The sequence below is a fragment of the Pseudomonas sp. UBA6323 genome (genome assembly GCF_002439135.1).
GTDB lineage: Bacteria > Pseudomonadota > Gammaproteobacteria > Pseudomonadales > Pseudomonadaceae > Aquipseudomonas.
The window spans coordinates 1-25,739 of the sequence record NZ_DJSX01000091.1 but is presented as its reverse complement, the minus strand read 5'-3'; the positions used below and the strand labels follow the sequence as shown (position 1 = coordinate 25,739).

Annotated in this window: 27 protein-coding genes; 10 read left to right on the top strand and 17 right to left on the bottom strand. The window is 63.9% G+C overall.

Annotated features, from left to right (window positions below):
* The 3 genes from B3P22_RS21430 to hmpA all read right to left on the bottom strand — a co-directional run.
* A partial coding sequence (locus tag B3P22_RS21430; RefSeq protein ID WP_296272465.1) for an NnrS family protein occupies positions 1 to 918 on the bottom strand: 918 nt, incomplete at its 3' end.
* Positions 905 to 1,156, bottom strand: coding sequence for a transmembrane sensor/regulator PpyR (locus B3P22_RS21425; protein WP_275546038.1), 252 nt, complete (start codon positions 1,154 to 1,156; stop codon positions 905 to 907). The genes B3P22_RS21425 and B3P22_RS21430, both read right to left, overlap by 14 nt.
* A gap of 18 nt (positions 1,157 to 1,174) precedes the next feature.
* The gene (gene hmpA / locus B3P22_RS21420; protein ID WP_296272464.1) at positions 1,175 to 2,356 is read right to left on the bottom strand and encodes an NO-inducible flavohemoprotein; all 1,182 of its coding nucleotides are present in this window, start codon (positions 2,354 to 2,356) and stop codon (positions 1,175 to 1,177) included.
* A 192-nt stretch (positions 2,357 to 2,548) separates the two neighbouring features.
* Here hmpA and norR point away from each other — a divergent pair, with 192 nt between their 5' ends.
* Positions 2,549 to 4,099, top strand: coding sequence for a nitric oxide reductase transcriptional regulator NorR (gene norR / locus B3P22_RS21415; RefSeq protein ID WP_296272463.1), 1,551 nt, complete (start codon positions 2,549 to 2,551; stop codon positions 4,097 to 4,099).
* Between the two features lie 125 nt (positions 4,100 to 4,224).
* Here the strand turns inward: norR and B3P22_RS21410 are convergent, their stop codons facing one another.
* From B3P22_RS21410 to B3P22_RS21400, 3 genes are read right to left on the bottom strand one after another with little or no spacing between them, the layout of a single operon-like run.
* Positions 4,225 to 5,151, bottom strand: coding sequence for a class I SAM-dependent methyltransferase (locus B3P22_RS21410; protein WP_296272462.1), 927 nt, complete (start codon positions 5,149 to 5,151; stop codon positions 4,225 to 4,227).
* Complete coding sequence (locus tag B3P22_RS21405; protein ID WP_296272461.1) at positions 5,144 to 5,482, bottom strand: FKBP-type peptidyl-prolyl cis-trans isomerase; 339 nt, start codon at positions 5,480 to 5,482, stop codon at positions 5,144 to 5,146. Before B3P22_RS21405 ends, B3P22_RS21410 begins: the two co-directional genes overlap by 8 nt.
* Before the next feature lies 1 nt (position 5,483).
* A complete protein-coding gene (locus B3P22_RS21400) occupies positions 5,484 to 5,912 on the bottom strand; it encodes a group II truncated hemoglobin (RefSeq protein WP_296272460.1) in 429 nt (142 codons plus the stop codon).
* Between the two features lie 163 nt (positions 5,913 to 6,075).
* Here B3P22_RS21400 and B3P22_RS21395 point away from each other — a divergent pair, with 163 nt between their 5' ends.
* From B3P22_RS21395 to B3P22_RS21385, 3 genes are all read left to right on the top strand, one after another.
* The gene (locus B3P22_RS21395) at positions 6,076 to 8,439 is read left to right on the top strand and encodes a DNA polymerase II (protein WP_296272459.1); all 2,364 of its coding nucleotides are present in this window, start codon (positions 6,076 to 6,078) and stop codon (positions 8,437 to 8,439) included.
* Between the two features lie 345 nt (positions 8,440 to 8,784).
* Complete coding sequence (locus B3P22_RS21390) at positions 8,785 to 9,771, top strand: TerC family protein (protein WP_197858292.1); 987 nt, start codon at positions 8,785 to 8,787, stop codon at positions 9,769 to 9,771.
* A 59-nt stretch (positions 9,772 to 9,830) separates the two neighbouring features.
* Complete coding sequence (locus tag B3P22_RS21385; protein ID WP_296272458.1) at positions 9,831 to 10,130, top strand: hypothetical protein; 300 nt, start codon at positions 9,831 to 9,833, stop codon at positions 10,128 to 10,130.
* Between the two features lie 3 nt (positions 10,131 to 10,133).
* Here the strand turns inward: B3P22_RS21385 and B3P22_RS21380 are convergent, their stop codons facing one another.
* Genes B3P22_RS21380 through B3P22_RS21360 form a run of 5 tightly spaced genes read right to left on the bottom strand, consistent with a single transcriptional unit; the run spans position 10,134 to position 11,720 of the window.
* Positions 10,134 to 10,574: a hypothetical protein gene (locus tag B3P22_RS21380; RefSeq protein ID WP_296272457.1), complete on the bottom strand. Its 441-nt coding sequence runs from the start codon at positions 10,572 to 10,574 to the stop codon at positions 10,134 to 10,136.
* Between the two features lie 19 nt (positions 10,575 to 10,593).
* Positions 10,594 to 10,842, bottom strand: coding sequence for a cytoplasmic protein (locus B3P22_RS21375; RefSeq protein WP_296272456.1), 249 nt, complete (start codon positions 10,840 to 10,842; stop codon positions 10,594 to 10,596).
* 49 nt (positions 10,843 to 10,891) lie between these two features.
* Entirely contained in the window at positions 10,892 to 11,170 is a 279-nt protein-coding gene (locus B3P22_RS21370; RefSeq protein WP_296272455.1) for a Rho-binding antiterminator, read from the bottom strand.
* Between the two features lie 9 nt (positions 11,171 to 11,179).
* Entirely contained in the window at positions 11,180 to 11,434 is a 255-nt protein-coding gene (locus tag B3P22_RS21365) for a DUF2024 family protein (protein ID WP_197858301.1), read from the bottom strand.
* A 55-nt stretch (positions 11,435 to 11,489) separates the two neighbouring features.
* Complete coding sequence (locus B3P22_RS21360; RefSeq protein WP_197858303.1) at positions 11,490 to 11,720, bottom strand: thioredoxin family protein; 231 nt, start codon at positions 11,718 to 11,720, stop codon at positions 11,490 to 11,492.
* A 114-nt stretch (positions 11,721 to 11,834) separates the two neighbouring features.
* On the opposite strand from B3P22_RS21360, the gene B3P22_RS21355 reads away from it, so the two are divergent.
* Positions 11,835 to 12,401: a MarR family transcriptional regulator gene (locus B3P22_RS21355; protein WP_296272454.1), complete on the top strand. Its 567-nt coding sequence runs from the start codon at positions 11,835 to 11,837 to the stop codon at positions 12,399 to 12,401.
* Positions 12,398 to 13,099: an MOSC domain-containing protein gene (locus tag B3P22_RS21350; protein ID WP_296272453.1), complete on the top strand. Its 702-nt coding sequence runs from the start codon at positions 12,398 to 12,400 to the stop codon at positions 13,097 to 13,099. The genes B3P22_RS21355 and B3P22_RS21350 overlap by 4 nt, the downstream gene beginning before the upstream one ends.
* Before the next feature lie 60 nt (positions 13,100 to 13,159).
* Here B3P22_RS21350 and rhlB read toward each other — a convergent pair whose 3' ends face one another.
* The 5 genes from rhlB to B3P22_RS21325 all read right to left on the bottom strand — a co-directional run bounded on the left by rhlB (position 13,160) and on the right by B3P22_RS21325 (position 19,694).
* Positions 13,160 to 14,608, bottom strand: coding sequence for an ATP-dependent RNA helicase RhlB (rhlB, locus tag B3P22_RS21345; protein ID WP_296272452.1), 1,449 nt, complete (start codon positions 14,606 to 14,608; stop codon positions 13,160 to 13,162).
* 110 nt (positions 14,609 to 14,718) lie between these two features.
* Complete coding sequence (locus B3P22_RS21340; protein WP_296272451.1) at positions 14,719 to 15,882, bottom strand: dipeptidase; 1,164 nt, start codon at positions 15,880 to 15,882, stop codon at positions 14,719 to 14,721.
* 98 nt (positions 15,883 to 15,980) lie between these two features.
* Positions 15,981 to 16,919: a GGDEF domain-containing protein gene (locus B3P22_RS21335; RefSeq protein WP_296272450.1), complete on the bottom strand. Its 939-nt coding sequence runs from the start codon at positions 16,917 to 16,919 to the stop codon at positions 15,981 to 15,983.
* A 189-nt stretch (positions 16,920 to 17,108) separates the two neighbouring features.
* The gene (locus B3P22_RS21330; RefSeq protein ID WP_296272449.1) at positions 17,109 to 19,010 is read right to left on the bottom strand and encodes an acyl-CoA synthetase; all 1,902 of its coding nucleotides are present in this window, start codon (positions 19,008 to 19,010) and stop codon (positions 17,109 to 17,111) included.
* A 24-nt stretch (positions 19,011 to 19,034) separates the two neighbouring features.
* The gene (locus B3P22_RS21325) at positions 19,035 to 19,694 is read right to left on the bottom strand and encodes an alpha/beta hydrolase (RefSeq protein WP_296272448.1); all 660 of its coding nucleotides are present in this window, start codon (positions 19,692 to 19,694) and stop codon (positions 19,035 to 19,037) included.
* 477 nt (positions 19,695 to 20,171) lie between these two features.
* On the opposite strand from B3P22_RS21325, the gene B3P22_RS21320 reads away from it, so the two are divergent.
* The 4 genes from B3P22_RS21320 (at position 20,172) to B3P22_RS21305 (ending at position 24,649) form a co-directional block, all read left to right on the top strand.
* Positions 20,172 to 21,200 (top strand): amino acid ABC transporter substrate-binding protein, encoded by a 1,029-nt coding sequence (locus tag B3P22_RS21320; protein WP_197858315.1) that lies wholly within the window; start codon positions 20,172 to 20,174, stop codon positions 21,198 to 21,200.
* A 238-nt stretch (positions 21,201 to 21,438) separates the two neighbouring features.
* The gene (locus tag B3P22_RS21315) at positions 21,439 to 22,623 is read left to right on the top strand and encodes an amino acid ABC transporter permease (protein ID WP_296272447.1); all 1,185 of its coding nucleotides are present in this window, start codon (positions 21,439 to 21,441) and stop codon (positions 22,621 to 22,623) included.
* A 9-nt stretch (positions 22,624 to 22,632) separates the two neighbouring features.
* Complete coding sequence (locus B3P22_RS21310) at positions 22,633 to 23,730, top strand: amino acid ABC transporter permease (protein WP_197858318.1); 1,098 nt, start codon at positions 22,633 to 22,635, stop codon at positions 23,728 to 23,730.
* A gap of 157 nt (positions 23,731 to 23,887) precedes the next feature.
* On the top strand, positions 23,888 to 24,649 hold the full coding sequence (locus tag B3P22_RS21305; protein WP_275546020.1) for an amino acid ABC transporter ATP-binding protein: 762 nt from the start codon (positions 23,888 to 23,890) through the stop codon (positions 24,647 to 24,649).
* A gap of 206 nt (positions 24,650 to 24,855) precedes the next feature.
* Here the strand turns inward: B3P22_RS21305 and B3P22_RS21300 are convergent.
* Positions 24,856 to 25,739 (bottom strand): GlxA family transcriptional regulator (locus tag B3P22_RS21300; protein WP_296272446.1); only part of this gene is annotated, 884 nt, incomplete at its 5' end.

Below are 25,739 nucleotides of genomic sequence, written 5' to 3'. Positions count from 1 at the left end.
CAGCGCGTGGTTGGCCAAGCTGGATTGCGTCAGCCAGCCCAGGTGCCACGCAGCCATGCCGAGCGTGGCGAGCAACAGCCAGGCGTAGGCCAGGTGCAGGGACCACAGCAGCGGTACGCGCCAGACGCCGCGCAGGTGCCAGCGCCACAGGCGCAGGCCGTGCAGCACGCTCAGCACGATGAAGGGCGCGGCCAGCCAGGAACTGGGCCGCAGGTTATGCCCGCTGGCGAACAGCGCGGCGACCAGCACACCACAAACCAGCAGCAAACGATCCTGCCAGGGATGGGCAGCGAAGGCCTCGATCCGGCCCAGGCCGCGCTGGGTGAAAAAGGGGATCACGCGACCACCGATCAGGCTCAGCATTACGGCGATCAGCCATAGCGCGGCCAGCGCGCCACGGCGTTGCAGGCCATCGTCGCCCTGCACTAGGCCGGCAAGGGTGAGGGACTGGCACAGCGCGAGCAGGCTCAGCACCAGCAGAATTGGGTAGTTGTTGCGTTGCCGCGCGGCAATCAGCTGGCGCGCCATCTGCGCAATGAACAGGCCGATAAAGGCCAGTTGCAGAACTGCCAGCAGTGCCAGCGGCACGGGGAAGAACCACACCAGGCGCGCGGCCAACCACAGTCCGAACAGAGCGATCAGGGGGCGGCCGCTGAGACCCGGACTCCCGGTCCAGGTCTGTACGGCAGTGAGCAGGAAGCCGGCGATGATCGCCAGGCCGAAACCGAAGGGCATCTCGTGGCGATGCCAGGCCAGCATGCCACCGGGCACCGCGGGGCTCGTCAGCCCGTGCAGCGCCGCCGCCCAGAGGGCGACGGCAAACAGGGCGAACAGCGCGCCAGCGAGAAAGAACGACCGGAAGCCAAGACGCCAGAGCGGCGCGATGGCCAGGGCCTGCTTACGATCAAGCAATTGCATGAGCGCTTGCTCTCTCTTTCAGGCGTTCCTGCGCGATCAGGCGCAGCACGTAGCCGATCTTCAGCACGCTGGGACCGATCAGTGTCAGGCTGTGTGCCAGCACCAACGTCGGTACGTTCAGATGCCTCTCCAGGCCATAGGCCGCCAGCACGCCCAGGAGCAGCAGGACGAGCCCGGCCCAAAGCAACTGGCTGGACAAATGCAGGATCTGCATGGGTGGGAGATTGAGCGGATACATGGTTCACCTCCTCGTTGATCAGCTGTCCAGCGCCGAAGCCGGACCGAAGAATTCGTAGCGGCTTTGCTCGTCCGGTACGCCCAGTGCCTGCAGGTGACGCTTGACCTGAGCCATGAAGGGTTTCGGGCCAAGGAAGTAGGCGTCCAGATCACGTTCGGACGGCAGCCACTGCTCCAGCAGTTCGCGGCTGAGGAATCCCTTGGCGTCGGCCTGGTCATCCTCGCGCGGTTCGCTGTAGCACACGTAATGGCGGATCTGCGGATGCTCGGCGGCATGCGCATCGACCCAGTCACGGAATGCGTGCACATCGGCACTGCGTGCGCAGTGGATAAAGTGAATCGGTCGTCCCGAATGACGTGCCGCGTCGAGCATGGCCAGTGCCGGGGTAATGCCGACACCGGCGGTGATCAGTGCCAACGGTTTGTCCGACTCGCTCAGGGTGAAATCGCCGGCTGGCGGGAACAGATCCAGCTCGTCGCCTTCATGAACATTGTCATGCAGGTGGTTGGAAACGCGTCCGCCTGCTTCACGCTTTACGCTGATGCGGTACTCGCGGCCATTGGCCAGCGCCGACAGCGAGTAGTTGCGGCGTACTTCTTCGCCGTCCAGCAGCAGGCGCATGCCGATGTACTGGCCTGGCTGGTAGTCGAGCAGGGCGCCGCCATCGACCGGGACCAGATAGAAGGAGGTGATCTCGGCGCTCTCGATGACCTTACGCGCCACGCGGAAGGCCCGCGCACCGCGCCAACCGCCAGGCGCCGTGGCGTTTTCCTCGTAAAGCTGTTCTTCGGCGCCGATGAAAATGTCGGCCAGTTGCTGGTAAGCCACGGCCCAGGCATCGATTACCGCGTCGGTGGCGATCTCGGCGCCCAGCACCTCGCGGATCGCGCGCAGCAGGCAGCCGCCGACGATGGGATAGTGCTCGGGGAGGATCTGCAGAGCGACGTGCTTGTTCACCACCTGGCGTACCAGCGGCCCCAGGGCCTCTAGGCGGTCGATATGGCGCGCGTACATCAATACGCCGTTAGCCAGAGCGCGCGGCTGGTCGCCGCTGGCCTGGTGGGCCTGGTTGAACAGCGGACGTACTTCGGGATACTCGCTGAGCATCATCCGGTAGAAATGGGTGGTCAGCGCTTCGCCGCCGCTTTCCAGCAGCGGCACGGTGGCTTTGATCAGGTCACGTTGAGTGTTGGTCAGCATTAGGGTATCTCCGCAAGACAAATAAAGACGCCGGTGTGGCTCGTCTGGCCAGTTATGGCGTGCTAGCGTTAGCGATAAATACCTATCAGAAAGCGTGCCAGATAAATAATCCTTAAATATCAATGGCTTGCTTATTTTGCAGTATTAATGACTCGCTTTGCGTGTGGGTCTTAATGACTAAGAGTAGTCTAAATGACCGCTAACCCTTTGCTGGAAACCCTGATTCCCCTGGTGGCCGATCTGTCACGCGAGCTGGATGATGGCGAGCGTTACCGCCGCCTGCTCTCTGCCTTGCGCCAGCTGTTTCCTTGCGATGCCGTGGCGCTGCTGCGACTAGACGGCGAAATACTGGTGCCACTGGCAGTTGAAGGCCTCAGCCCTGACACTCTGGGGCGGCGCTTCAAAGTCAGCGAGCATCCGCGCCTGGCTGCGTTGCTGGAACACGCCGGGCCGACCCGTTTCGCCGCCGACTGCGGCCTGCCTGATCCTTATGACGGCCTGGTGGACGGCCTGCACGGGCATCTGGAAGTGCATGATTGCCTGGGTTGCCCGCTCTATCTGGATGAGCAGCTCTGGGGCCTGTTGACCCTGGATTCGCTCGACCCGGCCAGTTTCGGCCGGCTCGATCTGGACAGTCTCGATGCGTTCGCCAGCCTGGCGGCGGCCACGGTCAAGGTCAGCGAGCGCATCAGCGGCCTGGCGCAGCGGGTCGAGGCCGAGCGCCAGCTCACCGAGCTGTACAAACAGGCCCGTCAGCAACCGCGCGAGTTGGTGGGGCAGAGCGCGGCGCTGCGCAAGCTGCAGGAGGAAATTCGCCTGGTCGGCGACAGCCCGCTGACCGTGCTGATCACCGGCGAAACCGGCGTCGGCAAGGAGCTGGTGGCCGAAGCCATCCACGCCGCCTCGCCGCGTGCGCAGCGGCCGCTGGTCAGCATCAACTGCGCGGCATTGCCCGATGCATTGGTGGAGAGCGAACTGTTCGGCCATGTCCGCGGCGCCTTCTCCGGGGCGATGAGCGAGCGCAGCGGCAAGTTCGAGTTGGCCGATGGCGGCAGCCTGTTCCTCGACGAGGTGGGCGAACTGCCGCTGGCGATCCAGGCCAAGCTGCTGCGTGTACTGCAGAGTGGCCAGTTGCAGCGGGTCGGCTCGGATCGCGAGCACCGCGTCGATGTGCGGGTGATCGCTGCTACCAACCGCGACCTGGCGGCCGAAGTACGTGCCGGGCGCTTTCGTGCCGATCTTTATCACCGCCTGAGCGTCTACCCATTGCCGGTACCGCCGCTGCGCGAGCGCGGCCGTGATGTGCTGTTGCTGGCCGGTTACTTTCTCGAAGAGAACCGTGCCCGGCTGGGGCTGCGCAGCCTGCGCCTGAGTGCCGAGGCGCAGAAGGCGCTGCTGGGCCACGACTGGCCGGGCAACGTGCGTGAGCTGGAGCACCTGATCGGCCGCGCGGCGATCAAGGCACTGGCGCGCCACGGCGATCGGCCGCGCATTCTCAGCCTCGACGTGCAGGACCTGGATTTGCCTATGGCCGAGGCGCCGCCCTTGATAGACGAAGTGCTGGCCCCCGGCGAGGCGATGCCGACGGGCGTGGAGCTGCGTACGGCGGTAAACGCCTTCCAGCACAGACTGATCGAGCAATGTCTGGCGCGCCATCAGGGCAAATGGGCCGATGCGGCGCGGGAACTGGGGGTGGACCGCGCCAATCTCAGTCGTTTGGCCAAGCGCCTGGGTATTCGCTAGCCGGATTGTAGGAGAGGCTTTAGCCGCGATCTGTTCACGTCGCGGCTAAAGCCCCTCCCACATGATCGGCATCTGCCCGTAGCCCGGATGCAATCCGGGGCCAGCAACTCCCGGATTTCATCTGGCTACCGTTGGAACACAAGCGCCTTCAGGCCGCTCTCGGGCGAGATATCGGGAAACTCGGGCGGGTTGTCCAGGCGCTCGATGAAGCGCAGCTGCGGCGCTTCGGCGGCCATACCTTCGATAAGAAAGTCCGGGCCGATATCCGGGTCGTTGACGCAGGCCAGCACGGTGCCGTGCTCGGTCAGCAGCTCAGGCAGGCGCCGGAGAATCTTGGCGTAGTCCTGGGTGAGGGCGAAGCTACCTTTCTGGAAGCTTGGCGGGTCGATGATCACTAGGTCGTACGGGCCGCTCTTGCGCACCTTGCCCCAGGACTTGAACAGCTCGTGGCCGAGAAACTCCACGCGGGAGAGGTCGTGGCCGTTGAGCCGATGGTTCTCGCGCCCGCGCGACAGCGCGGCGCGTGCCATGTCCAGATTGACCACTTGCTCGGCTCGACCAGCGATGGCCGCAACGGAGAAACCGCAGGTATAAGCGAACAGGTTGAGCACGCGTTTGCCGACGGCCTGCTCGCGCACCCACTGGCGGCCCAGGCGCATATCGAGGAACAGCCCGCTGTTCTGCTTGCTGCCCAGGTCGAGCAGGTAGTGCAGGCCGTCCTCGATGATCGGCCATTGCGCCTGTGGCTCGCCGGCCAGCCATTCGCTCTCGCTGCCCTGCACGTAGCGGTGCTGCAGCAACAAGCCGCGTGCGCCACTGGCCTGCCATTGTGGCGTTGCCAGCAACTCCAGCAGCAGCGGTCGCAGTGCTGGCGACGGCTCGCGGAATAGCATCACCAGAACGATACCGGACAGCCAGTCGACGGTGATCTGTTCCAGCCCCGGCCAGCAGCGGCCACGGCCATGGAACAGGCGGCGGGTCTCGTGGCCGGGGTGGTTTTCCAATGCCTGCAGCAGATGCTCGCGCAGGGTGGCGAGGGCGGCATCAGTCATCGCGGGTCAGCACTTCCAGCAGCTCGATCTCGAAGGTCAGGTCGGAGTTGGGCGGAATCGAGCCCATGCTGCGCTCGCCATAACCCAGATGCGCCGGCACCTGCAGCTTGCGTTTGCCACCGACCTGCATGCCTATCAGTCCCTGATCCCAGCCCTTGATTACCCGGCCGGTGCCGATCACGCACTGGAACGGCTTGCCGCGCGAGTAGGACGAGTCGAACTCGCTGCCGTCGGCCAGCCAGCCGCGATATTGGGTGGTGATCAGGGCGCCCTTGACCACGGCCTTGCCGTCGCCGAGTTGCAGGTCTTCGATGATCAGTTCGTCGCTCATTTCAGGTTTCCTTGCGATGACGGTTTTGGCTGGCCTGTACCGAGCGTTCGGCGGGTACGCGCAGCTGGGTCAGCAGGTAGTCGGCGAACGCCGGTGCATAGTTCTGCAGGGCAATGGCGCCGGCCATGCAGCTCAGCCAGCTTTCGGCCAGCGTCTGGTCGATTGGCCACTGCGCATGAAAGGCCGGAATGCTGATGCTGCCGTACTTCTCAGCGAACAGCCGCGGCCCGCCCAGCCAGCCGCTCAGGAAGCTCGCCAGCTTGTCGCGCGAGGCGCTCAGGTCGGCTGGGTGCAGGGCACGCAGTGCGGCGGCCTCGGGGCGTTCGTCCATCAGTCGGTAGAAATCGTCGACCAGACGGCGCAGGCCGTCGATGCCACCGGCAGCCTGGTAGGAGGCATCGCCGGTACCGTAGGGAGGTGTGTCGCTCATCGAACCATCGTCCGGAAAAGGCGCCATTGTAACCGCTGGCGTAGAATGCTCGGCCAGTTTGAAGCACATGAACCTGTGGGAGGCGCTTTAGCGGCGACTATCGCGGCTGAAGCCGCTCCTACAGGTGCCCCTGATCTGCCGTGTAACCTGTGACCCAATCCCGATGACGCAACCCCAGCAAGGCTTCGTGCTCAGCCGCCATTGGCGCGACTCGCCGGAAGGAACAGAGGTGGCCTTCTGGCTAGCGACCGATGCCGGCCCGCGCCAGGTATGCCTGCCGTGCCAGGAAACGGTGGCGTTCATTCCCGCCGAGCAGCGTGCCTGGGCCGAGCCGTTGTTGCGCAATGAAAAAGGCGTTGAGTTGCGTGAGCTGGCCTTGCGCGACTTCAAGCGCCGCCCGGTGCTGGGGCTGTATTGCCGGCAGTATCGCCAGTTGCTGCAGTTGGAGAAGAAGCTGCGTCAGGTCGGCGTGGACGTCTACGAGGCCGATATCCGTCCGCCGGATCGCTACCTGATGGAGCGCTTTATCACCGCCAGCGTGCTCTTCGAGGGCGTTGAGCAGCCGGACGGTAGCCTGCTGTGCAAGTCGCTCAAACCCGCCACCGATTACCGTCCGACGCTGCGTCTGGTGTCGCTGGATATCGAGACCAGCGCTCGTGGCGAGCTGTATTCCATCGCCCTGGAAGGCTGTGGCCAGCGCCAGGTGTACATGCTCGGCCCGGCCAATGGCGACGCCAGTATCGTCGACTTCGACCTGGAGTACTGCGACAGCCGCAAGGCGCTGCTCGAGCGCTTGAATGACTGGCTGCAGCGGCATGATCCGGACGCCATCATCGGCTGGAACCTGGTGCAGTTCGACCTGCGCGTGCTGCGCGATCACGCCGAGCAACTCAAGGTGCCGTTGCTGCTGGGGCGTGGCGGCGACGTGATGGGCTGGCGCCAGCACAACAGCAGCCAGCACTATTTTGCCGAGGCGGCTGGGCGACTGATCATCGATGGCATCGAAGCGCTGCGTTCTGCGACCTGGAGCTTTTCTTCGTTCAGCCTCGAATCGGTGGCGCAGACCCTGCTCGGCGAGGGCAAGGCGATCGACACGCCCTATGCGCGGATGGATGAGATCCAGCGCATGTTCGACGAGGACAAGCCGGCGCTGGCTCGCTACAACCTCAAGGACTGCGAGCTGGTCACGCGCATCTTCGCCCACACCGATCTGCTTGCCTTCCTCCTGGAGCGCTCCAGCGTCACCGGCCTGGCGGCCGATCGCAGCGGCGGCTCGGTGGCCGCCTTCACCCACCTGTACCTGCCGCCCATGCACCGCCTGGGTTTCGTCGCGCCTAATCTCGGCGACATTCGCGGCGAGAACAGTCCCGGCGGCTTCGTCATGGATTCGCGCCCGGGCCTGTACGACTCGGTGCTGGTGCTGGACTACAAGAGCCTGTATCCGTCGATCATCCGCAGCTTCCTGATCGACCCGCTGGGGCTGGTCGAAGGTTTGCACCAGCCGGACGACGAGCACTCGGTGGAAGGCTTTCGCGGCGCGCGTTTCTCGCGTACTCGGCATTGCCTGCCGGCCATAGTCGAGCGTGTCTGGCAGGGGCGCGAGGCGGCCAAGCGCGAGGGCAACGCCGCCTTGTCGCAGGCGCTGAAGATCATCATGAACGCCTTCTACGGCGTGCTCGGCTCCAGCGGCTGCCGCTTCTTCGATCCGCGCCTGGCATCGTCTATCACCTTGCGCGGGCACCAGATCATGAAGCGCACCCGCGAGCTGATCGAGGTCGAGGGCTATGCGGTGATCTACGGCGACACCGACTCTACCTTCGTCTGGCTCGGCCGCGCCCACGACGAGGATGAGGCGACGCGCATCGGCCGCGCACTGGTAGCGCGCGTGAACGCCTGGTGGCGAGAGCATCTGCAGAATGAGTACGGCCTGACCAGCGCCCTGGAACTGCAGTTCGAGACCCATTACCGGCGCTTTCTCATGCCCACCATTCGCGGCACCGAGGAGGGCAGCAAGAAGCGCTACGCCGGCCTGGTGCGCGCCGCCGATGGCAGCGAACGGATGGTGTTCAAGGGGCTGGAAACGGTGCGTACCGACTGGTCGCCGCTGGCCCAGCGCTTCCAGCAGGAGCTGTACCGCCTGGTATTTGCCGGCCAACCCTATGAGGACGACGTGCGCGCCTACGTGAAACGCACCCTGGCTGGTGAGCTGGACGAGCTGCTGGTGTATCGCAAGCGTTTGCGCCGACGCCTCGACGACTACCAGCACAACGTCCCGCCACACGTACGAGCCGCGCGCCTGGCCGACGAGCTTAACCAGCGGCTGGGGCGGCCGTTGCAGTACCAGCGCGGCGGCTGGATCAGCTACCTGATCACCACCGGCGGGCCACAACCGCTGGAACGCCTGCTGTCACCAGTGGATTACGAGCACTACATCAGCCGCCAATTGAAGCCGGTGGCCGATGCCATCCTGCCGTTCGTCGGTGGCGAGTTCGAGCGGTTGGTGGATGGGCAGCTCGGACTGTTCTGAGCATTTGCAGGATGGGGTGAGGCAGCCCTGCTGCTCGATCCAGGCCTGGGGCTACAGTTGCAGAATTCGCGGTCTTCGTCCGCTCCCACGATAAGCAGGTGCTACCTGTGGGAGCGGACTTGTCCGCGAAGCTTTTACGCGGTCTTCGTCCGTGACGCTGTTCGCCCGTAAGCAGACTAATGCCGGTGGAACGCTTTGCACGGCGTGAAACACTTTGCAAAATTCGCCCCGTTGAGCGGCATTCGCGGCCTGAATATATTTGCGCCCGTGATACCGGGCCCCTCTGGCGGTTAACACCGCGATGTCGGAATCACAGTCTGTTCAATCTGACTGTAGGAGGGGCTCATGACTGCCCTCGAACCGTTTCTGTTCGCCGACTTCCTCGGCACGGCCACCTGGTTGTGGCTGGTCTTCATCGCTGTCGTCATCTCCCTGCTGGCCTTCGACCTTGGTGTGCTGCATCGCGATAACCGCGAAATCGGCGTGCGCGAGAGCCTGTTGCTGTCGGGCGGCTACATCACTGCGGGTCTGTTGTTCGGTGTCTGGGTGTTCTTCCAGAAGGGCGGCGATGCCAGCATGGATTACCTCACCGGCTTTCTGATCGAGAAATCGCTGTCGATGGACAACGTGTTTCTCATGGCCATGATCTTCAGCTTCCTCGCCATCCCGCGGCAGTACCAGCACAAGGTGCTGTTCTGGGGAATCATGGGCGTGCTGGTGCTGCGGGCGATCATGATCGGCCTGGGCGCCGCACTGATCCACGAATTCGCCTGGATCCTCTACGTGTTCGGCGCCTTCCTGTTCTTCACCGGCGTGAAAATGCTGTTCTCCAAACTCGACGATGCGCCGGACCTGCAGAACAACATGCTGGTCAAGTTCCTGCGCAAGCACCTGCGCGTGACCGATGAGCTGCACGGCCAACGCTTCTTCGTACGGCAGGACGATGGCAAGGGGCGCAGCGTGCTGTGGGTGACGCCGCTGTTCCTGGCGCTGATCCTGATCGAGTGCGCCGACCTGGTGTTCGCCATCGACAGCGTGCCGGCGATCTTTGCCATCACCCAGGACCCGTTCATCGTCTACACCTCGAACATCTTCGCCATCCTCGGCTTGCGCGCCCTGTACTTCGCCCTGGCGGCGCTGATCCACCGCTTCGCCTACCTCAAGTACGCGCTGGCCCTGGTGCTGGTGTTTATCGGCGCGAAGATCTTCCTGGTCGGCATCATCGGCAAGATCCCGGCTGCGGTGTCGCTGAGCGTGACCCTGGGCCTGCTGATCGGTGGCGTGCTGCTGTCGCTGTACAAGACCCGCGGCCAGCCGCCCGCCAATATTTGACCCATGAACCTGGCCTCGCCTTACGGGGTGAGGCCGGTTTCGCAACCGGAGAAATTGAGATGTACCAATTCTGGAAAAACCGTCTGGCGCCCGTCGCCCTGTGCGTAGCGCTGATCACCCTGGCGGGCTGCGATGCCGCCGAGCAGTCCGCGCAGAAACTCGCCGAAGAGGCGAAGAAGGAAGCGCAGGCGCTGATCGAGGAGTCGGTCGGTGAGGTGGTGGACGAGGTCAACCGCCAGGTGGATTCTCTGCAGGAGTCCACCAATCGCGCCCTCGGCAAATCCGAGCAGGAGCGTGACGAGGGCGCCGAGGCCCGGCAGGAGCAGGAAGACGAGCCGGTAGAGGGCGTCGAAACCTGAGGCCTATGTCGGGCGGCGGAGAAGCCTGTCCAGCAGTCTGGCTACGATCAGCCCAGGCAGGATCGCCAGGCCGAGCAAGTTGAGCTGGTTTAGCAGCAATTCACGGAAGATTTCCGCCGCGCTCCAGGTGTTGCCGTAGGAACTGGCAAACAGGCTCACGGCGCAGTATGCGGCCAGGCTGGCGCACAGGCTGTAGCCGAGCAACAGGGGCAGGGCTTTGCCTCTGCGTAGCAGGCCGCTTGCGGCCAGCAGTAGGAACGCGAGCAGGCCAGGAAGGCTGGCGAGCGCAAGTTCGATTGCGGGGTTGCTGCCCGGCTCCAGCAGCGATGGCCACTCCAGCCCCAGGCTGTCGTGGCGCAGTTTGTGGGTCAGCAGGGCGATGAACAGGCCGGTGCTGGGAATCAGGCACAAGCCCTGAACGAGGCGAATCAGGCTGGAAAACATGGCGTGGGAGGCGTGGCGGTCAGGTCTGCAGATGAGCCTCCAAGGATACGGCAACGAACAGCGGTTCGCTGCTTATCACGCGCAGCCCCTCGGGGCCGCTTTCCAGTAAGCGGCGTTCGTGGTGTGCAATCTGCAGTTCGAGGTCGTAGCCTGCGCTGCCCAAGTCGCTGGCGAGAGACACGATGGCCGCCTGGGCGTGGGGAACATCGGACTGGAAATACCCCAGCAACTGCTCGTTGCGGCTGATGACGAGGCGGAAGGTCGGCATGCTGATTCTCCTGGGTGACATTGCAGTTGGGCCGGGGCGGGCGTAGATATCACAAGGCGCAGTGGCTGCCAGTCAACTCGACGCGGCCAAAGCTGGCGCCCACGTTGAGCGGGGTGATGGCCAGCAACTGGTCCAGGCGCAGCGCCTGCTGGCCCGCGTCGCCTTGCACCAGCAGAAACTCCTCCTTGCTGGCGGCCGTGCGCGTGGTCAGTGCTCTGGCCTCGAAGCTGAGGCCATCGAGCCGTTCGATGCGCAGGCGGTAGCCGTGCATGCAGGCGATTTCCAGGTAATCGTGCAAATCGCAGTTCAGGGGGCGATAGGTATTCATGGATGTCTCCTAGCAACCTTGCAGGGGAATGATGAAGTAGCCCTTGCTGCTGATGGCTGCCGCGATCTCCGGGTGAGCCGGCTGGCTGTGGCAGAACTGGCAGCGGCTCTGTTCGATGGCGTCTTCCTGCAGGCCGCGCTCGGCCATCCAGTCCCTGGCGAACTGGTTGGCGCGCGCCTGATCGTTGCCTTCGATCAACACATCGAAGTGCAGATAGCGGCCGTCGCGCGTACGTACGTGGGTATCGAAAACATTCACTTTCATGATTCTCTCCTCGGCGGTCAGCGAGACGCCGAGCGGCGTCTCGCATGTTCTGCACTTACTTCAGGTCGTCGATCGAGGCGCCGAAGTTCAGGTGCAGCACCTGGCCGTCGACCACCAGCGCGGGCACCGACTTGACCCCGGCCTGTTCGGCTTCCGCGACGCGCGTGGCCTGGTCGCCGAGGTGAACTATCTCCACCTTGACCTCCGGAGCCAGCAGATTCAGCAGGGTTTGTTCGGCCGATACGCAAACGGGGCAACCGGCGTGATAGAAGCGTGCTTGAGTCATGATCAATCTCCTGTCGAGATTAGTATCGATTCGATACTGATGCGAAGGTTACGCGCAAATCATCCTTTGTCAATATGGTATTTAGTCGATACTATATTTCGACAGGAGTGATAAATGACCGACACGACTCTCTTCGATCTGCTCGAACGGCTGTCCAGCCTGACCCGCATCTGGTTTCGCCAGCACCCGCTGCTGGCCGAGCTGCAGCCCATCCAGCTGAGTGCGCTGATGTACCTGGCGCGCTGCAACCGTTATTCGAATACGCCGCTGGGGGTGACCGACTACCTTGGCCTGACCAAGGGCACGGTGTCGCAGTCGCTCAAGGCGCTGGAGGGCAAGGGGTTGATCGTCAAGACCCAGGACGCACGCGACAAGCGCAGCGTGCACCTGGCGCTCACCGAGCCGGCCTGGGAACTGCTGCAGGCGTTGTTGCCGCCCGATTTTCTGGCCGCTGGCGAGGCCCGCCTGGGGGCGCGAGGCGAGCAGCTCAAAGCCCTGCTGACCGACCTTCTGCGCGAAATCCAGCGCGACAACGATGTGCCTGGCTTCGGCCTGTGCGGCAGCTGTCGTTTTCACCAACAGATCGATGGCGAATCGTTCTGCAGTCTGACCCAGGAACCGCTGGCGCCAGACGATGCCAAGCTGATCTGCCGTGAACATAAACCCCCGGAGGCCGCATGACCCGCCTGATCCTCGATGCATTGCTTACCGGGCCGGCGCAGCCGTTCACCCGACCCGGCTCGCGCAGCGGCATCGCCAAGACGCCACGCCAGGAGTCGCTGGCGGCGACCACGCAGGGGCTGGCTGGCGACGAGCAGGGCGACCTGCGGGTACACGGTGGTGTGGAGAAGGCCATCCATCACTACCCGCGCGAACACTACGCGGCCTGGCGTAGCGAGCTTGGCGAACATCCTCTGCTGGCGCAGCCCGGCGCTTTCGGCGAGAACTTCAGTACCACAGGATGGACCGAAGATGATGTTTGCCTGGGCGACTTCATACGGGCCGGCAGCGCCTTGCTGCAGGTATCCCAGGGGCGCATGCCATGCTGGAAGCTGAGCGACCGCTTCGGCGTCGCCGATCTGGCGCTGCGCGTGCAGCAGTCCGGCCGCACCGGCTGGTACTACCGGGTTGTTGAGGAGGGCATGGTTCGGGTCGGCGACCCTCTGCAGTTGCTGGAACGCACCCATGCCGATTGGCCGCTGAGTCGGCTTTCGGCTGTGTTGTTCGACAAGCGGGTGGAGCCCGAGCTGTTGCGTGAATGCCTGGCACTGCCACTGGTGCCGTCCTGGCGCAAAACCCTGGAGCGGCGTCTGCAGAAAGCCGAAGTCGAGGACTGGGCACCGCGGCTGGAAGGGCGGCCGAACATCGCGAATCCCTGACGCACCACGCGCAAATGAAAAGGCGAAGCCACGGGCTTCGCCTTTTTGCTTCCCGCCGGCTCAGTGCCTGCGTGGCACCGACTTGAGCAACTCGTCCGGTGGCATCTCGCACTGGATCTTGCGGCCGATCAGCGCTTCGATCGGCGGCAGGGCGAAGGCGTCGTCTTCGCCGGCGAAGCTGATCGAGGTGCCGCTGGTGCCGGCGCGGCCGGTACGGCCGATGCGGTGCACGTAGTCGTCCGGGTCTTCCGGCAGAGTGAAGTTGATCACGTGGCTGATACCGTCGACATGGATGCCGCGGCCGGCCACGTCGGTGGCCACCAGCACGCGGATATGCCCGGCGCGGAAGCCTTCGAGCACCTTGATGCGCTTGTGCTGCGGCACGTCGCCGGACATCTGCGCGGCACTGACGCCGTCGCGGGTCAGGCGCTCTTCGATGCGGCGCACTTCGTCCTTGCGGTTAGCGAAAACCATCACCCGGTCCCAGGCGTTCTGCGTCACCAGGTTGTAGAGCAGCTTGTACTTGTCGCTGGAAGCGACGGCGTAGACGTGCTGCTCAACGGTTTCGCTGGCGACGTTAGTGGGCTCGATCTCGACGATGGCCGGGTTGACCGTCCACTGCTTGGCCAGGTTCATCACGTCGTCAGTGAAGGTGGCGGAGAACAGCAGGGTCTGGCGGTCACCTTTCATCGGCGTCTGGCGGATGATCTGGCGCACCTGCGGAATGAAGCCCATGTCGAGCATGCGGTCGGCTTCGTCGAGCACCATCACCTCGACCATGTCCAGGTGCACTTCGCCGCGCTGGTTGAAGTCCAGCAGGCGGCCCGGGGTAGCCACGAGGATGTCGCAGAAACGCGATTCCAGCTGCTTGAGCTGCTTGTCGAAGTCCATGCCGCCGACGAAGCTCATGACGTTGAGCTTGGTGTACTTGGTCAGCTCGGCGGCGTCCTTGGCGATCTGCACCACCAGCTCGCGGGTCGGCGCGATGATCAGCGCACGCGGCTCGCCCATGTAGCGTTCCTTCGGCGGCGGGGTCTGCAGCAGCTGGGTGATGATCGAGATAAGGAAGGCGGCGGTCTTGCCGGTGCCGGTCTGGGCGCGGCCGATGGCGTCCTGGCCCTTGAGGGTGTAACCCAGTACGCCGGCCTGGATCGGCGTGCAGTAGGGGAAGCCGAGGTCGTGGATGGCGTGCATCAGCTCGGGGGCGAGCTTGAAGTCATGGAAGCGCGTCTTGCCTTCGGCCGGTTCGACCACGAAATCTTCCAGCTTCCAGGTATCGACCGGTTTGGCCGGGCGTTCGCGGCGCGGCTTGTCGGCTTTCGGCGGGCGCGGCTGTTGTGGCGCGGGGCTGTCGCTCACGGTCTCGCTGGCTGGGCGGGCGGGCTTGTTCTTGCGGGGACGCTTGTCGTCGGCGCCACGGCTCTGGGCGGGCGCTGCTGCGGGTGACGGCGCTGGTTGCGGCTGCTCGTCTTCGGCCTTGCCGAACATTTTCTTGAGTGCTTTGAGCACGGGCTTCTCATCGACTGGTTAAGGAGTGAACGCCCGCCAGTGTAATGCAAGACGCGGGCGTGGCGAAGTGCTTCGCTCGCGTCTGTCAAGCGTACTGTGCGGTCAGTGCGTTATTTCTCCGGCAGGCTGGCCAGCAGCAGGCGCTGGACATTGCCGCCCATGATCGCGGCGATGGCCGTGTCGTCGAAGCCGGCGCCTTGCAGGCCTTCGGTGATCTGCGCCAGGCCGGTGACATCGAACGGCGTGTGCACGGTGCCGTTGAAGTCCGAGCCCAGGGCGACGTGCTCGACACCGACCTTGTCTGCGGCGTAGCGGATGGCCTTGACGATGGCGGCAACCGAGGTGTCGCACACCGCGGTGCTCCAGTAGCCGATACCGATCACCCCGCCGGTGGCGGCGATGGCTTGCAGGTGCTTGTCGCTGAGGTTACGTGTGCCGGCGCAGGTGCCCTCGACTCCGGTGTGCGAAACCAGTACCGGACGCTTGGCCATGGCCAGTACGTCGTCGATCAGCGGCCGCGAAGCGTGGGCCAGGTCCACCAGCATGGATCTTTCTTCCAGGCGCGCGATGACCTGCCGGCCTAACGGGGTCAGCCCGCCTTTCTTCAGCCCGTGGGCGGAGCCACCGACCTCGTTGTCGAAGAAATGGGTCAGGCCGGCGATGCGGAATCCCGCGTCGTAGAGCGTATCGACGTTTTCCAGCTTGCCTTCGATGGGTTGCAGGCCCTCGGTGGCGAGCAGGCCGGCGACGCGGCGCGGATCCTTGTCCCAGGCTTCGACGAAGTTCGCCAGGTCCGCGCGGGTGCGGATCAGCTCCAGACGACCATCACTGCCGGCGGCGGCGTCCTGGAGTTTCTGCGCTTGGTATAGCGCGCGTTGCAGCAGGCTGTTCCAGGTTTCCCGCGGCCAGCGCTGGGCCATGGCCAGCAGAGTGATGTTGTCGCTGTCGGCGCCGTTGCTCTCCATGTTCAGGCCGCGCGGAGTCTTGGTCACGGTGGAGAACACCTGCAGGCCGAGGCGGCCTTCGAGCATGCGCGGCAGGTCGGAATGGCCATAGTCGTAGCGTTTGAGCAGGTCGCGCTCCCAGAGCAGCGCATCGTCGTGCAGGTCGGCGACGAACAGGCCCTGGTGCAGCTTCTGCGCGCTGACGCTGGCCGCATAGGGTGGCGGGTTGGCGACGCTGTTCATCTGCGCGTCGATCACTTGTGGCAGGCCGAGCACGGCGAGGGCGGAGAGGGGAATCAGCAGAAGCAGGGCGATCAGCAGTTTGCGCATGAGAAGCCATCCGGGCATGTTGTTATGCCCGGCACTCTAGCAGGGAAGCGTAGCGTCCGGCGCGCTCGGGTACGCGTGCGCAGCGATGTTGGCAACGCTCAGCCGCAGAGGCAGTTGCGACCCTGTTGCTTGGCCTGGTACAGCGCCGCATCGGCACGCGCGATCAGGCCCTGCAGGGTGTCCGGCTGTTGTATCTGCGCCAGGCCGATGGAGATGGTGACGCCGGGCAGCACGCCAACCGGCGAGTAGAACGAGGCGATCTGCTCCAGGCTGACTCGCAGGCGCTCGCCAATGCCGCGCGCGGCCTCGGCAGCGATCTCAGGTAAGAGGATGACGAACTCCTCGCCACCGAAACGTATCAGGCTGTCCTTGGGCCTGAGCTGGCTGCTCAGGGTATGCGCCACCAGGCACAGGGCGTAGTCGCCGGCCAGATGACCGTGCTGGTCGTTGTAGGCCTTGAAGTGGTCGACATCGAGCATCAGCAGCGACATGGGTTCATCGTTGAAGGCGCAGCGGGTGCTCTCGCGCTCGAACACGTGCTCCAGCCAGCGTCGGTTGAAGCAGCCGGTCAGGGTGTCGATGTTGGCGTTCTGCTCGCTGTCGAGAATCTTCCGGTTGCCCTGACGCACGCGGTCGCAGAGCAGCTCCAGCAGGTTCTGCATCATCTGTGGGGATTGCTCGAACAGCGCCACCAGGGATTCGCGATGCAGGCGCAAGACGATGGAGGGGCGCTCGGCTACCACGTAGGCAGAAGGATGCTCGTTGTCGATAAAGCTGATTTCACCCGCGCAGTCGCCGACTTCGAGGGTGCTGACGGCCTGGTTGTCCAGTGAACCGAGGTAGACGCGCAACTGGCCTTCTATCAGCAGATAGAGGTGCTGGTTGCGGTTGAAAGGGGAAAGCAGCACTTCGCCTGCTTCCAACTCGCAGGCACGAAACTCCCGCAGCAACTGATCGAGGCTGCTGGTGGCGACATTCTGAAAGAGTCGCAACTGCTGGACTTGCTGCAGGTCTGCCTGCCAGTGCGCCGGTTTCATCGCAATCTCGTCGGGCCTGGCCGGGGGAATAGGCCGTAGGGCTCCACCAACGCTCCCTGTCGTGTCTACGGATCGCTCGACATTATTCCGCCGCTGGAGGCCTGGCAATGCTTGTCCCAAGCCAGACCGACCAATGGCGGCACGAAAGTGCAAAGTTGTTAACTGGCGCGCGTCCTTGTGCGCTCTGGATCACGTTGCGAAGTGAATACGATGGCCTACCGCATAGCCGGCCAGGCGCTCGCCGATGGCCTCGGCAAGTGCCTGATCCTGATTCGGCAGGTGGACGTGAGCCAGCTGACCTGCCTTGTCGTCGCTCAGGACTTCGACGCGAGCGGCAGGATGCAGCTCGCCGACGGCGGCCTGGTAGACGCGGGTGATGGCATCGAAGCGCAGCGCCGGCTTGAATGTCTTGCCCACTGCGGTGAGCGGCATGGCATCGATGATCCAGGCGTCCTTGGGAATTGCGGCGCGCTCGGGAATGTGCGCGGCGGCATGCTCGAGCAGTTCCGCCTCGCTGATCTGGTTGCCGGGTTTGAGCTGCACGTAGACCACCGGCAGCTCGCCGGCCTTTTCGTCCGGCTTGCCGACGGCAGCGGCCATGGCCACGGCCGGGTGTTTGTGCAGGGCTTCTTCGATCATCTGCGGGTCGATGTTGTGGCCGCCGCGGATGATCAGGTCCTTGCTGCGACCGGTCAGCCAGATATAGCCATCGACGTCGACGCGGCCAAGGTCGCCGGTGTTGAACCAGTCGCCATCGACCCAGATGCCGACATTCTTGCTGGCCTGCAGATAGCCCTTGAACACCGTGGCGCCACGGATGCACAGGTTGCCGATTTCATTTGGCGCGGCATCGCGAACGTAGTGTCCCTGTTCGTCGAGCACCTTGATGCGCACCTCGCAGTAGGGCATCGGCAGGCCGATGGAACCAGGGCGGCGTTCGCCGGCGGGCGGGTTGGCACAGCTGCCGCAGGTGCCTTCGGTCAGGCCGTAGCCTTCGATCAGGGTCAGGCCGGTCTTGGCCTCGAACTGGCGGATCAGTTCCACGGGCATCGGCGCCGCGCCGCACAGCGCGTACTTCAGCGAGGACAGGTCATGGCCCTCGCTGGGAATCTGCAGTAGGCCGGCATAGATGGTGGGCACGCCGCTGAAGAAGCTGACCTTGTGGCGTTCGATTACCTTCCAGAAATTGCCGATCAGCGTGTTGTTGCGATAGCCCTGCGGCGTGGCCAGCAGCACCTCGGCGCCACCGATGAAGGCCGCCAGGCCGGTGACGATCACGCCGTTGACGTGAAACAGCGGCAGGCCGCAGAGCGTCACGTCACCGACGCCGAAGCGGGTCACCAGGTTCATGCTGTAGGCCATGGCCACTTCGTTGCCGTGGCTGTGCGGCGCCAGTTTCGGCGTGCCGGTGGTACCGCCGGTATGGAAGTAGCTGGCGATGTCCTCGGCGGCGATCACGCGTCCGCTTTCCAGATGGTCGGCGGGGCAGGCGGCGATGGTTTCATCGAAATCCAGCACGCCGTCCGGCAACGGGCCGCGCTGGGCCTTGAGCGCACTGCGTTGCGGTTCCGGCAACAGGTTGGCCATGTCCACGCAGAGAATCGCCTTGAGCTCCGGCAGTTGATCGCGCAACGCCTCGACCTTGCTCCACAGGTCGGTGCCGGGGAAGGGCGCCAGGGTCACCAGTAGTTCGGACTCGGAGGCATGGATCAGTTCGGCGATGTGCTCGGGATCGAGCAGCGGGTTGATCGCGTTGACGATCCCCGCCGCCTCGCCGCCCCAGATGGTGTAGTGGGTCTGCGGCAGGTTGGGCAGCAGGAACGAGACTGCCTTGCCCGGGCGTAAACCCAGGCGATGAAAGGCATTGGCGGTCTGGGTGATCCTGGCCAGCAGCTCGGCATAGCTCAGGCGCAGTGGCGTTTCATCGCCCGTGCCCTGGAGGATGAACGACAGCGCCGGTGCATCCGGGCTGGCCTGTGCCGTGCGGCGGATCAGCTCGAAGGTGCTGCCGGGTAGATCGCGCTCGCTCAAGGGCGTGCTCTCGATCTGCTCGATATCCTGCAGGGTGCGAATCAGGGGCGCTGTGCTCATTTATCGTGCATCTCTTCGGTTCGGTCAGTCGGCCAGCAACTGGCCCAACCATTCGGCGATATCGCGAATCTCTTCCGGCAGGACCTCGTGGGTCATCGGATAGTCGCGCCATTGCACCTGTACGCCACTGGCGTGCAGGCGGTCGTACGCGGCACGTCCCATGTCGGGTGTCACCACGTCGTCGAATCTGCCATGCAAACAAAGCACCGGCAGTTGTCTTTTTGTATCCGCCAACTGCATGTCGTCACTGAAGGTCGGCGCGTAGGTCGACAGCGCCAACACCCCGCCGAGGCTCTGTTGGTAACGCAGGAAGGCGGTGTGCAGCACCACCGCGCCACCCTGGGAAAAGCCGGCCAGGACGATGCGCTCAGCGGCGATGGCGCTTTCACGCTCGGCTTCGATCAACGCGATTACCTGATCGGCGGACTCGTCCAGCTGCGCCTGGTCGATGGCGCGTGCCGGGCTCATGGCGAGGATGTCGTACCAGCTCGGCATGCTCCAGCCGCCATTGATGGTGACCGGGCGGGTTGGCGCCTGCGGCAGGATGAAGCGCGTGGTCGGCAGGCGTTCCTGCAGCATCTCGGCGACCGGCAGGAAATCGTAGCGGTCAGCGCCCAGCCCGTGCAGCCAGATCACGCTGGCATCGGCGGTTTGCGGGGGCTGCAGAATCATGGGTGCGGTCATTGGTAGCTCCAGTGTGGTGCGGGTGCCTTTATTTGGGGCGGCACCCTTTTCAAGGCTTGGCTAATCTGTGAACAAGTTGTCGCACGGGTGAATCTTTTGCGCTTGACCCCTTTGGATACGGCGGTTTGCCGTGTGCTGGTACGGGGCTTGCTATGGCTCATCCGGACTGACGACGCGGTGCGCTAACGGTAACACTGTGTAATGCGCGCTGCTCAACAGGCAGGAATCTGCTGTGGGGGGTTCCTAACCAGACCGTCGGGGCGGTGATACGCCCAGGCGGATGACGATCCGTCTCAGGCCCGTTCAACCAATGGGCAGGGCAGGAGCAGTTGGCCAGCAGAGGGTAATGCCGACTAGACTCCCGCCTGACGTTCGAACTTCTCGTCGATACCGTTGCTGCCAGCGGATCGCAAGCCTCAAAAGGGTGGGGAAGGCGGACGGAGACTCCAACACAACAAGAGCAACTGGAGGTTTTTGATGAAGATGGTGAAATCCACCCTGGCTGTTCTGACTACCGCAGCTGTGCTCGGTGTCAGTGGTTTTGCTCAGGCAGGCGCCACCCTGGATGCGGTGCAGAAGAAAGGCTTCGTGCAGTGCGGTATCAGCGACGGTCTGCCTGGTTTTTCCTACGCCGATGCAAAAGGCAATTACATGGGCCTGGACGTCGACGTCTGCCGCGCGGTTGCAGCCGCGGTGTTCGGTGACGCGACCAAGGTCAAGTACAGCCCGCTGACCGCCAAGGAGCGCTTCACTGCGCTGCAGTCCGGCGAAGTCGACATCCTTTCGCGCAACACCACCTGGACCAGCTCGCGCGATGCGGCGCTGGGCCTGAACTTCACCGGCGTGACCTACTACGACGGTCAGGGCTTTCTGGTGAACAAGAAGCTGGGGGTTTCCAGCGCCAAGGAACTGGACGGCGCCACCGTCTGTATCCAGGCCGGTACCACCACCGAGCTGAACCTCTCCGACTATTTCCGTGCCAACGGCATGAAGTACACCCCCATCACCTATGACACCTCCGACGAGAGCGCCAAGTCGGTCGAAGCCGGTCGTTGCGACGTGCTGACCTCCGACCAGTCGCAGCTGTACGCACAGCGCATCAAGCTGGCCACCCCGGGCGACTACGTGGTGCTGCCGGAAGTCATCTCCAAGGAGCCGCTCGGCCCGTCCGTTCGTCAGGGTGACGAGGAGTGGTTCGATATCGTGCGCTGGACCCTGTTCGCCATGCTCAACGCCGAAGAGCTGGGCGTGACCTCGGCCAACGTCGAAGAAACCGCCAAATCCACCAAGAACCCGGACGTAGCCCGTCTGCTGGGGACCGAAGGTGAGTTCGGCAAGGACCTCAAGCTGCCGAAAGACTGGGCAGTGCAGATCGTCAAGCAAGTCGGTAACTACGGCGAGTCCTTCGACCGTAACGTCGGTGCCGGCAGCGAGCTGAAGATCGAGCGTGGTCTCAACGCCCTTTGGAACAAGGGTGGTCTGCAGTACGCACCGCCGGTGCGTTGACCGTCCACAGCGGCAGACGAGAATCTGTTCATAGGCTCGCGAGCTAGAGGCATGCAAGGAAAAAGCAGGCGAAGAAGCGCAGTTTACGAGTTGTAAATGAGCATTCTGAGCCTGTTTATGACGCAGCAGGCCCGACGCGCAGCAGACTATGGACCGGTTCTCGGGGGCTGCCGCTGTCGTTTCCGATTAGTGAGCCCCGGCCTGATTGTGTACGGCCGGGGCTTCCGTGAGGGTTGTCATGCATACGACTGCTAACGCCCCGCGCCCGCGTGGATCGCTTCTGAACGATCCGCAGGTGCGCGCTTGGGCTTTCCAGATCATTGCCGTTGTCGCCGTCGTGGCGCTCGGCTGGTTTCTTTTCCAGAACACCCAGGCCAACCTGGAGAAGCGCGGGATCATCTCCGGCTTCGCGTTCCTCAACAACAGCGCCGGCTTCGGTATCGCCCAGCACCTGATCGACTACACCGAGAGCAACAGCTACGGTCGCGTGTTCGTGGTCGGTCTGCTCAATACGCTGCTGGTGTCCTTCATCGGCATCGTGCTGGCCTCCATACTCGGCTTCGTGCTGGGCGTGGCGCGGCTGTCGCCGAACTGGCTGATCAGCAAACTGGCCACCGTCTATATCGAGATCTTCCGCAACATCCCGCCACTGCTGCAGATTCTCTTCTGGTACTTCGCGGTCTTCCTCGCCTTGCCCGGACCGCGGCAGAGCCTGGATGTTGGCGAGACCTTCTTCCTCAACAGCCGCGGTCTGTACATGCCGGCGCCGAGCCCATCGGAGAGCTTCGGTCTGTTCGTCGTGGTCCTGCTGGCCACCATCGTCGGCATCATCGCCCTGGGGCGCTGGGCCAAGAAGCGCCGCGAAGCCACCGGCAAGATCTTCCCGCTGCTGTGGACATCGCTGGCGCTGATCATCGTGGTACCCGGGTTGACGGCTCTCGTCGCCGGTAACCCGCTGGTGTGGAGCGTGCCGGAGCTGACCGGGTTCAACTTCCGCGGCGGCTGGGTGATGATTCCCGAGCTGATGGCGCTGACCCTGGCGCTGACCATCTACACCGCAGCCTTCATCGCCGAGAACGTGCGCTCGGGGATCATGGCGGTCAGCCATGGCCAGACCGAAGCCGCGCGTTCGTTGGGCCTGCGCCCAGGCATCACCCTGCGCCTGGTGATCATCCCGCAGGCACTGCGCGTGATCATCCCGCCGTTGACCAGCCAGTACCTCAATCTGGCGAAGAACTCCTCGTTGGCGGCCGGCATCGGCTACCCCGACATGGTCTCGCTGTTCGCCGGCACCGTACTTAACCAGACCGGTCAGGCGATCGAGGTCATGGCGATCACCATGAGCGTTTATCTGGCCATCAGCATCAGCATTTCCCTGCTGATGAACTGGTACAACAAGCGCATCGCGCTGACCGAGCGGTAAGGAGCAGCCATGCAGACCCATATCTTCAAGCCTGACCTGCCGCCGCCGAGCATGAGCGTCGGCGCGCTGGGCTGGCTCAAGGCCAACCTGTTCTCCAACTGGTTCAACACCCTGCTGACCCTGCTGGCGCTGTATCTGATCTGGCTCGTGGTTCCACCGCTTCTGCAGTGGGCGATCTTCGATGCCAACTGGGTGGGCAGCACCCGCGCCGACTGCACCAAGGAAGGCGCGTGCTGGGTGTTCATTCAGCAGCGCTTCGGCCAGTTCATGTACGGCTTCTACCCTGGCGAGCAGCGCTGGCGGGTCGATGCCACCATCTGGCTGGCCATCGTCGGGGCGGCGCCGCTGTTCGTCCCGCAGATGCCGCGCAAGGCGTTCTATGGCGTGGCATTCCTGGTGATCTACCCGATCATCGCCTGGTGCCTGCTGCACGGCGGCGTGTTCGGCCTGAGCGTGGTGCCTACCAGCCGCTGGGGCGGCCTGATGCTGACGTTGGTGATCGCCTATGTAGGCATCACCGGCGCCTTGCCGCTGGGCATCCTGCTGGCGCTGGGGCGACGATCGAACCTGCCGGCGATCAAGGTCATCTGTGTCACCTTCATCGAATTCTGGCGCGGCGTGCCGCTGATCATCGTGCTGTTCATGTCTTCGGTGATGCTGCCGTTGTTCCTGCCCGAAGGCATGAGCCTCGACAAGCTGCTGCGGGCCCTGGTGATGGTGATCTTCTTCGAGGCCGCCTATATCGCCGAAGTGGTGCGCGGTGGCATGCAGGCCATCCCCAAGGGCCAGTACGAGGCGGCCGCGGCCATGGGCCTGGGCTACTGGCGGACGATGGGTCTGGTGATCCTGCCGCAGGCGCTCAAGCTGGTGATTCCAGGCATCGTCAACACCTTCATCGCCCTGTTCAAGGACACCAGCCTGGTGATCATCATCGGACTGTTTGATCTGCTCAACAGCATCAAGCAGGCGACCACCGACCCGGCCTGGCTGGGCATGGCCACCGAGGGCTATGTGTTCGCGGCGCTGGTCTTCTGGATTTTCTGTTTCGGCATGTCCCGCTACTCCATGCATCTGGAGAGGAAGCTGGATACCGGCCACAAGCGTTAGGAGTTGATCAGTATTTGCTGCGCGTCGACCAGGCGTCGTTGAAAACACTCTCGGAATGCTCACGTACAACAGTACGCTCCGCTCCCTCGAATGTTTTCGCCTTGCCTGGCTCTAGCTCGCTAAATCCTGAATCGAGCCCCTCGAGAGGAGTGAATTTATGAGTGAAGCAATCAAGCAACCCAGCGCCGAGCCGATGATCCTGCTGCAGGGCGTGAACAAGTGGTACGGCCAGTTCCACGTGCTCAAGGACATCAACCTCAGCGTGCAACCGGGCGAGCGTATCGTGTTGTGCGGGCCGTCCGGCTCGGGCAAGTCCACCACCATTCGCTGCATCAACCGTCTGGAAGAGCATCAGCAGGGGCGCATCGTGGTCGATGGCACCGAGCTGACCAGCGACCTCAAGCACATCGAGGCGATCCGCCGCGAAGTGGGCATGGTGTTCCAGCACTTCAACCTGTTCCCGCATCTGACCGTGCTGCAGAACTGCACCCTGGCGCCGATGTGGGTACGCAAGATGCCCAAGCGCCAGGCCGAGGAAATCGCCATGCACTTTCTCGAGCGTGTGCGCATTCCCGAACAGGCCCACAAGTTTCCGGGTCAGCTCTCCGGAGGTCAGCAGCAGCGTGTGGCGATTGCCCGTGCGCTGTGCATGAAGCCGAAGATCATGCTGTTCGACGAGCCGACCTCGGCCCTCGACCCGGAGATGGTGAAAGAGGTGCTGGACACCATGATCGGCCTGGCCGAAGACGGCATGACCATGCTCTGCGTGACCCACGAGATGGGCTTTGCCCGTACCGTGGCCAATCGGGTGATCTTCATGGACAAGGGCGAGATCGTCGAGCAGGCCGAGCCCAACACTTTCTTCACCAACCCGCAGAACGAGCGCACCAAGCTGTTCCTCAGCCAGATCCTGCACTGAGTCGGCGTCGCGTTGTGGATCAGGGAGCCTTCGGGCTCCCTTTTTCTTTGCAGGTGCGGCTCTATCCGGCGGCTATGCCGCCAATCTGTAGGAGCGGCGCCCCCGCCGCTAACCGGGGCGGCGCTGACAGGAAAAGCTTCGCCCCGAGGCGGGGCTCCTACGAAAAGTCGCTTTGATTGGCATCAGCCTTCGGACACCTTGGGTGCCTAGTGGCGCCACATGCGCTTGCGAAAGGCGCCGGGCGTTTCGCCGCACAGCTGTTTGAAGCGCTTGGCGAAGGTGGCGCGATCGGCGAACCCGGCTTCGCTGGCAATCTGCTCCAGTGACTGCGCCGAGTCGGCCAGCGCCTGTTGCGCGACGCTGATGCGCAGGCGCTGCAGGTAGTCGCCTGGCGTCAGCCCGGTGCCCTGTTTGAAACGGCGCAGCAGGGTGCGCGCCGAGCAATGGGCCTGCTGGGCCAGGCGGTTGAGATCGATGGCCTCGGCGTGGTGTTCGCGCAGCCAGGCCAAAAGCGGCGCCAGTGCCTTGTCTTCGCTGCTGGGCAGCAGCGGGGCGAAGCGCGTCTGCGTGCCGCGCTGGCGCTCAATCACCATGGCGTTGGCCACTTGTTGTGCGAGCCATTCGCCGGCATGTCGGCCGATCAGGTGCAGGCACAGGTCGAGCCCGGCCTGTGCGCCCCCGGAGCAGAACAACGGGCCATCTTCGGTCAGCAGCAGGTCGCTGCGCAGGTTTACCTGGGGGAAGTGGCGCGAGAAGGCCCCGGCCAGTGCCCAGTGGGTGGTCGCCTGGCGACCATCGAGCAAACCGGCGGCGGCCAGCAGGAAGGCGCTGCTGCACAGGCTCGCTATCTGTTGCCGGTCGCGTCGGGCCAGCCAGGGCAGAAGCTCGGCGTTGCTCTCCAGGGTCTTACTGATGGCGCTGCCGGTGGCGGGCACGATCAGCAGGTCGGCCTGTTCGGCCAACTGCAGGCCGCCATCGACCCGGATTTGCGCGAACTCCAACTGCACCGACTGTCCATCGAGGCTGAAGCGCTGCAGCTCGAAGCACGGCGTATCGGCGAGGCGATTGGCCAGGCTGAAGGCGTCTTGCG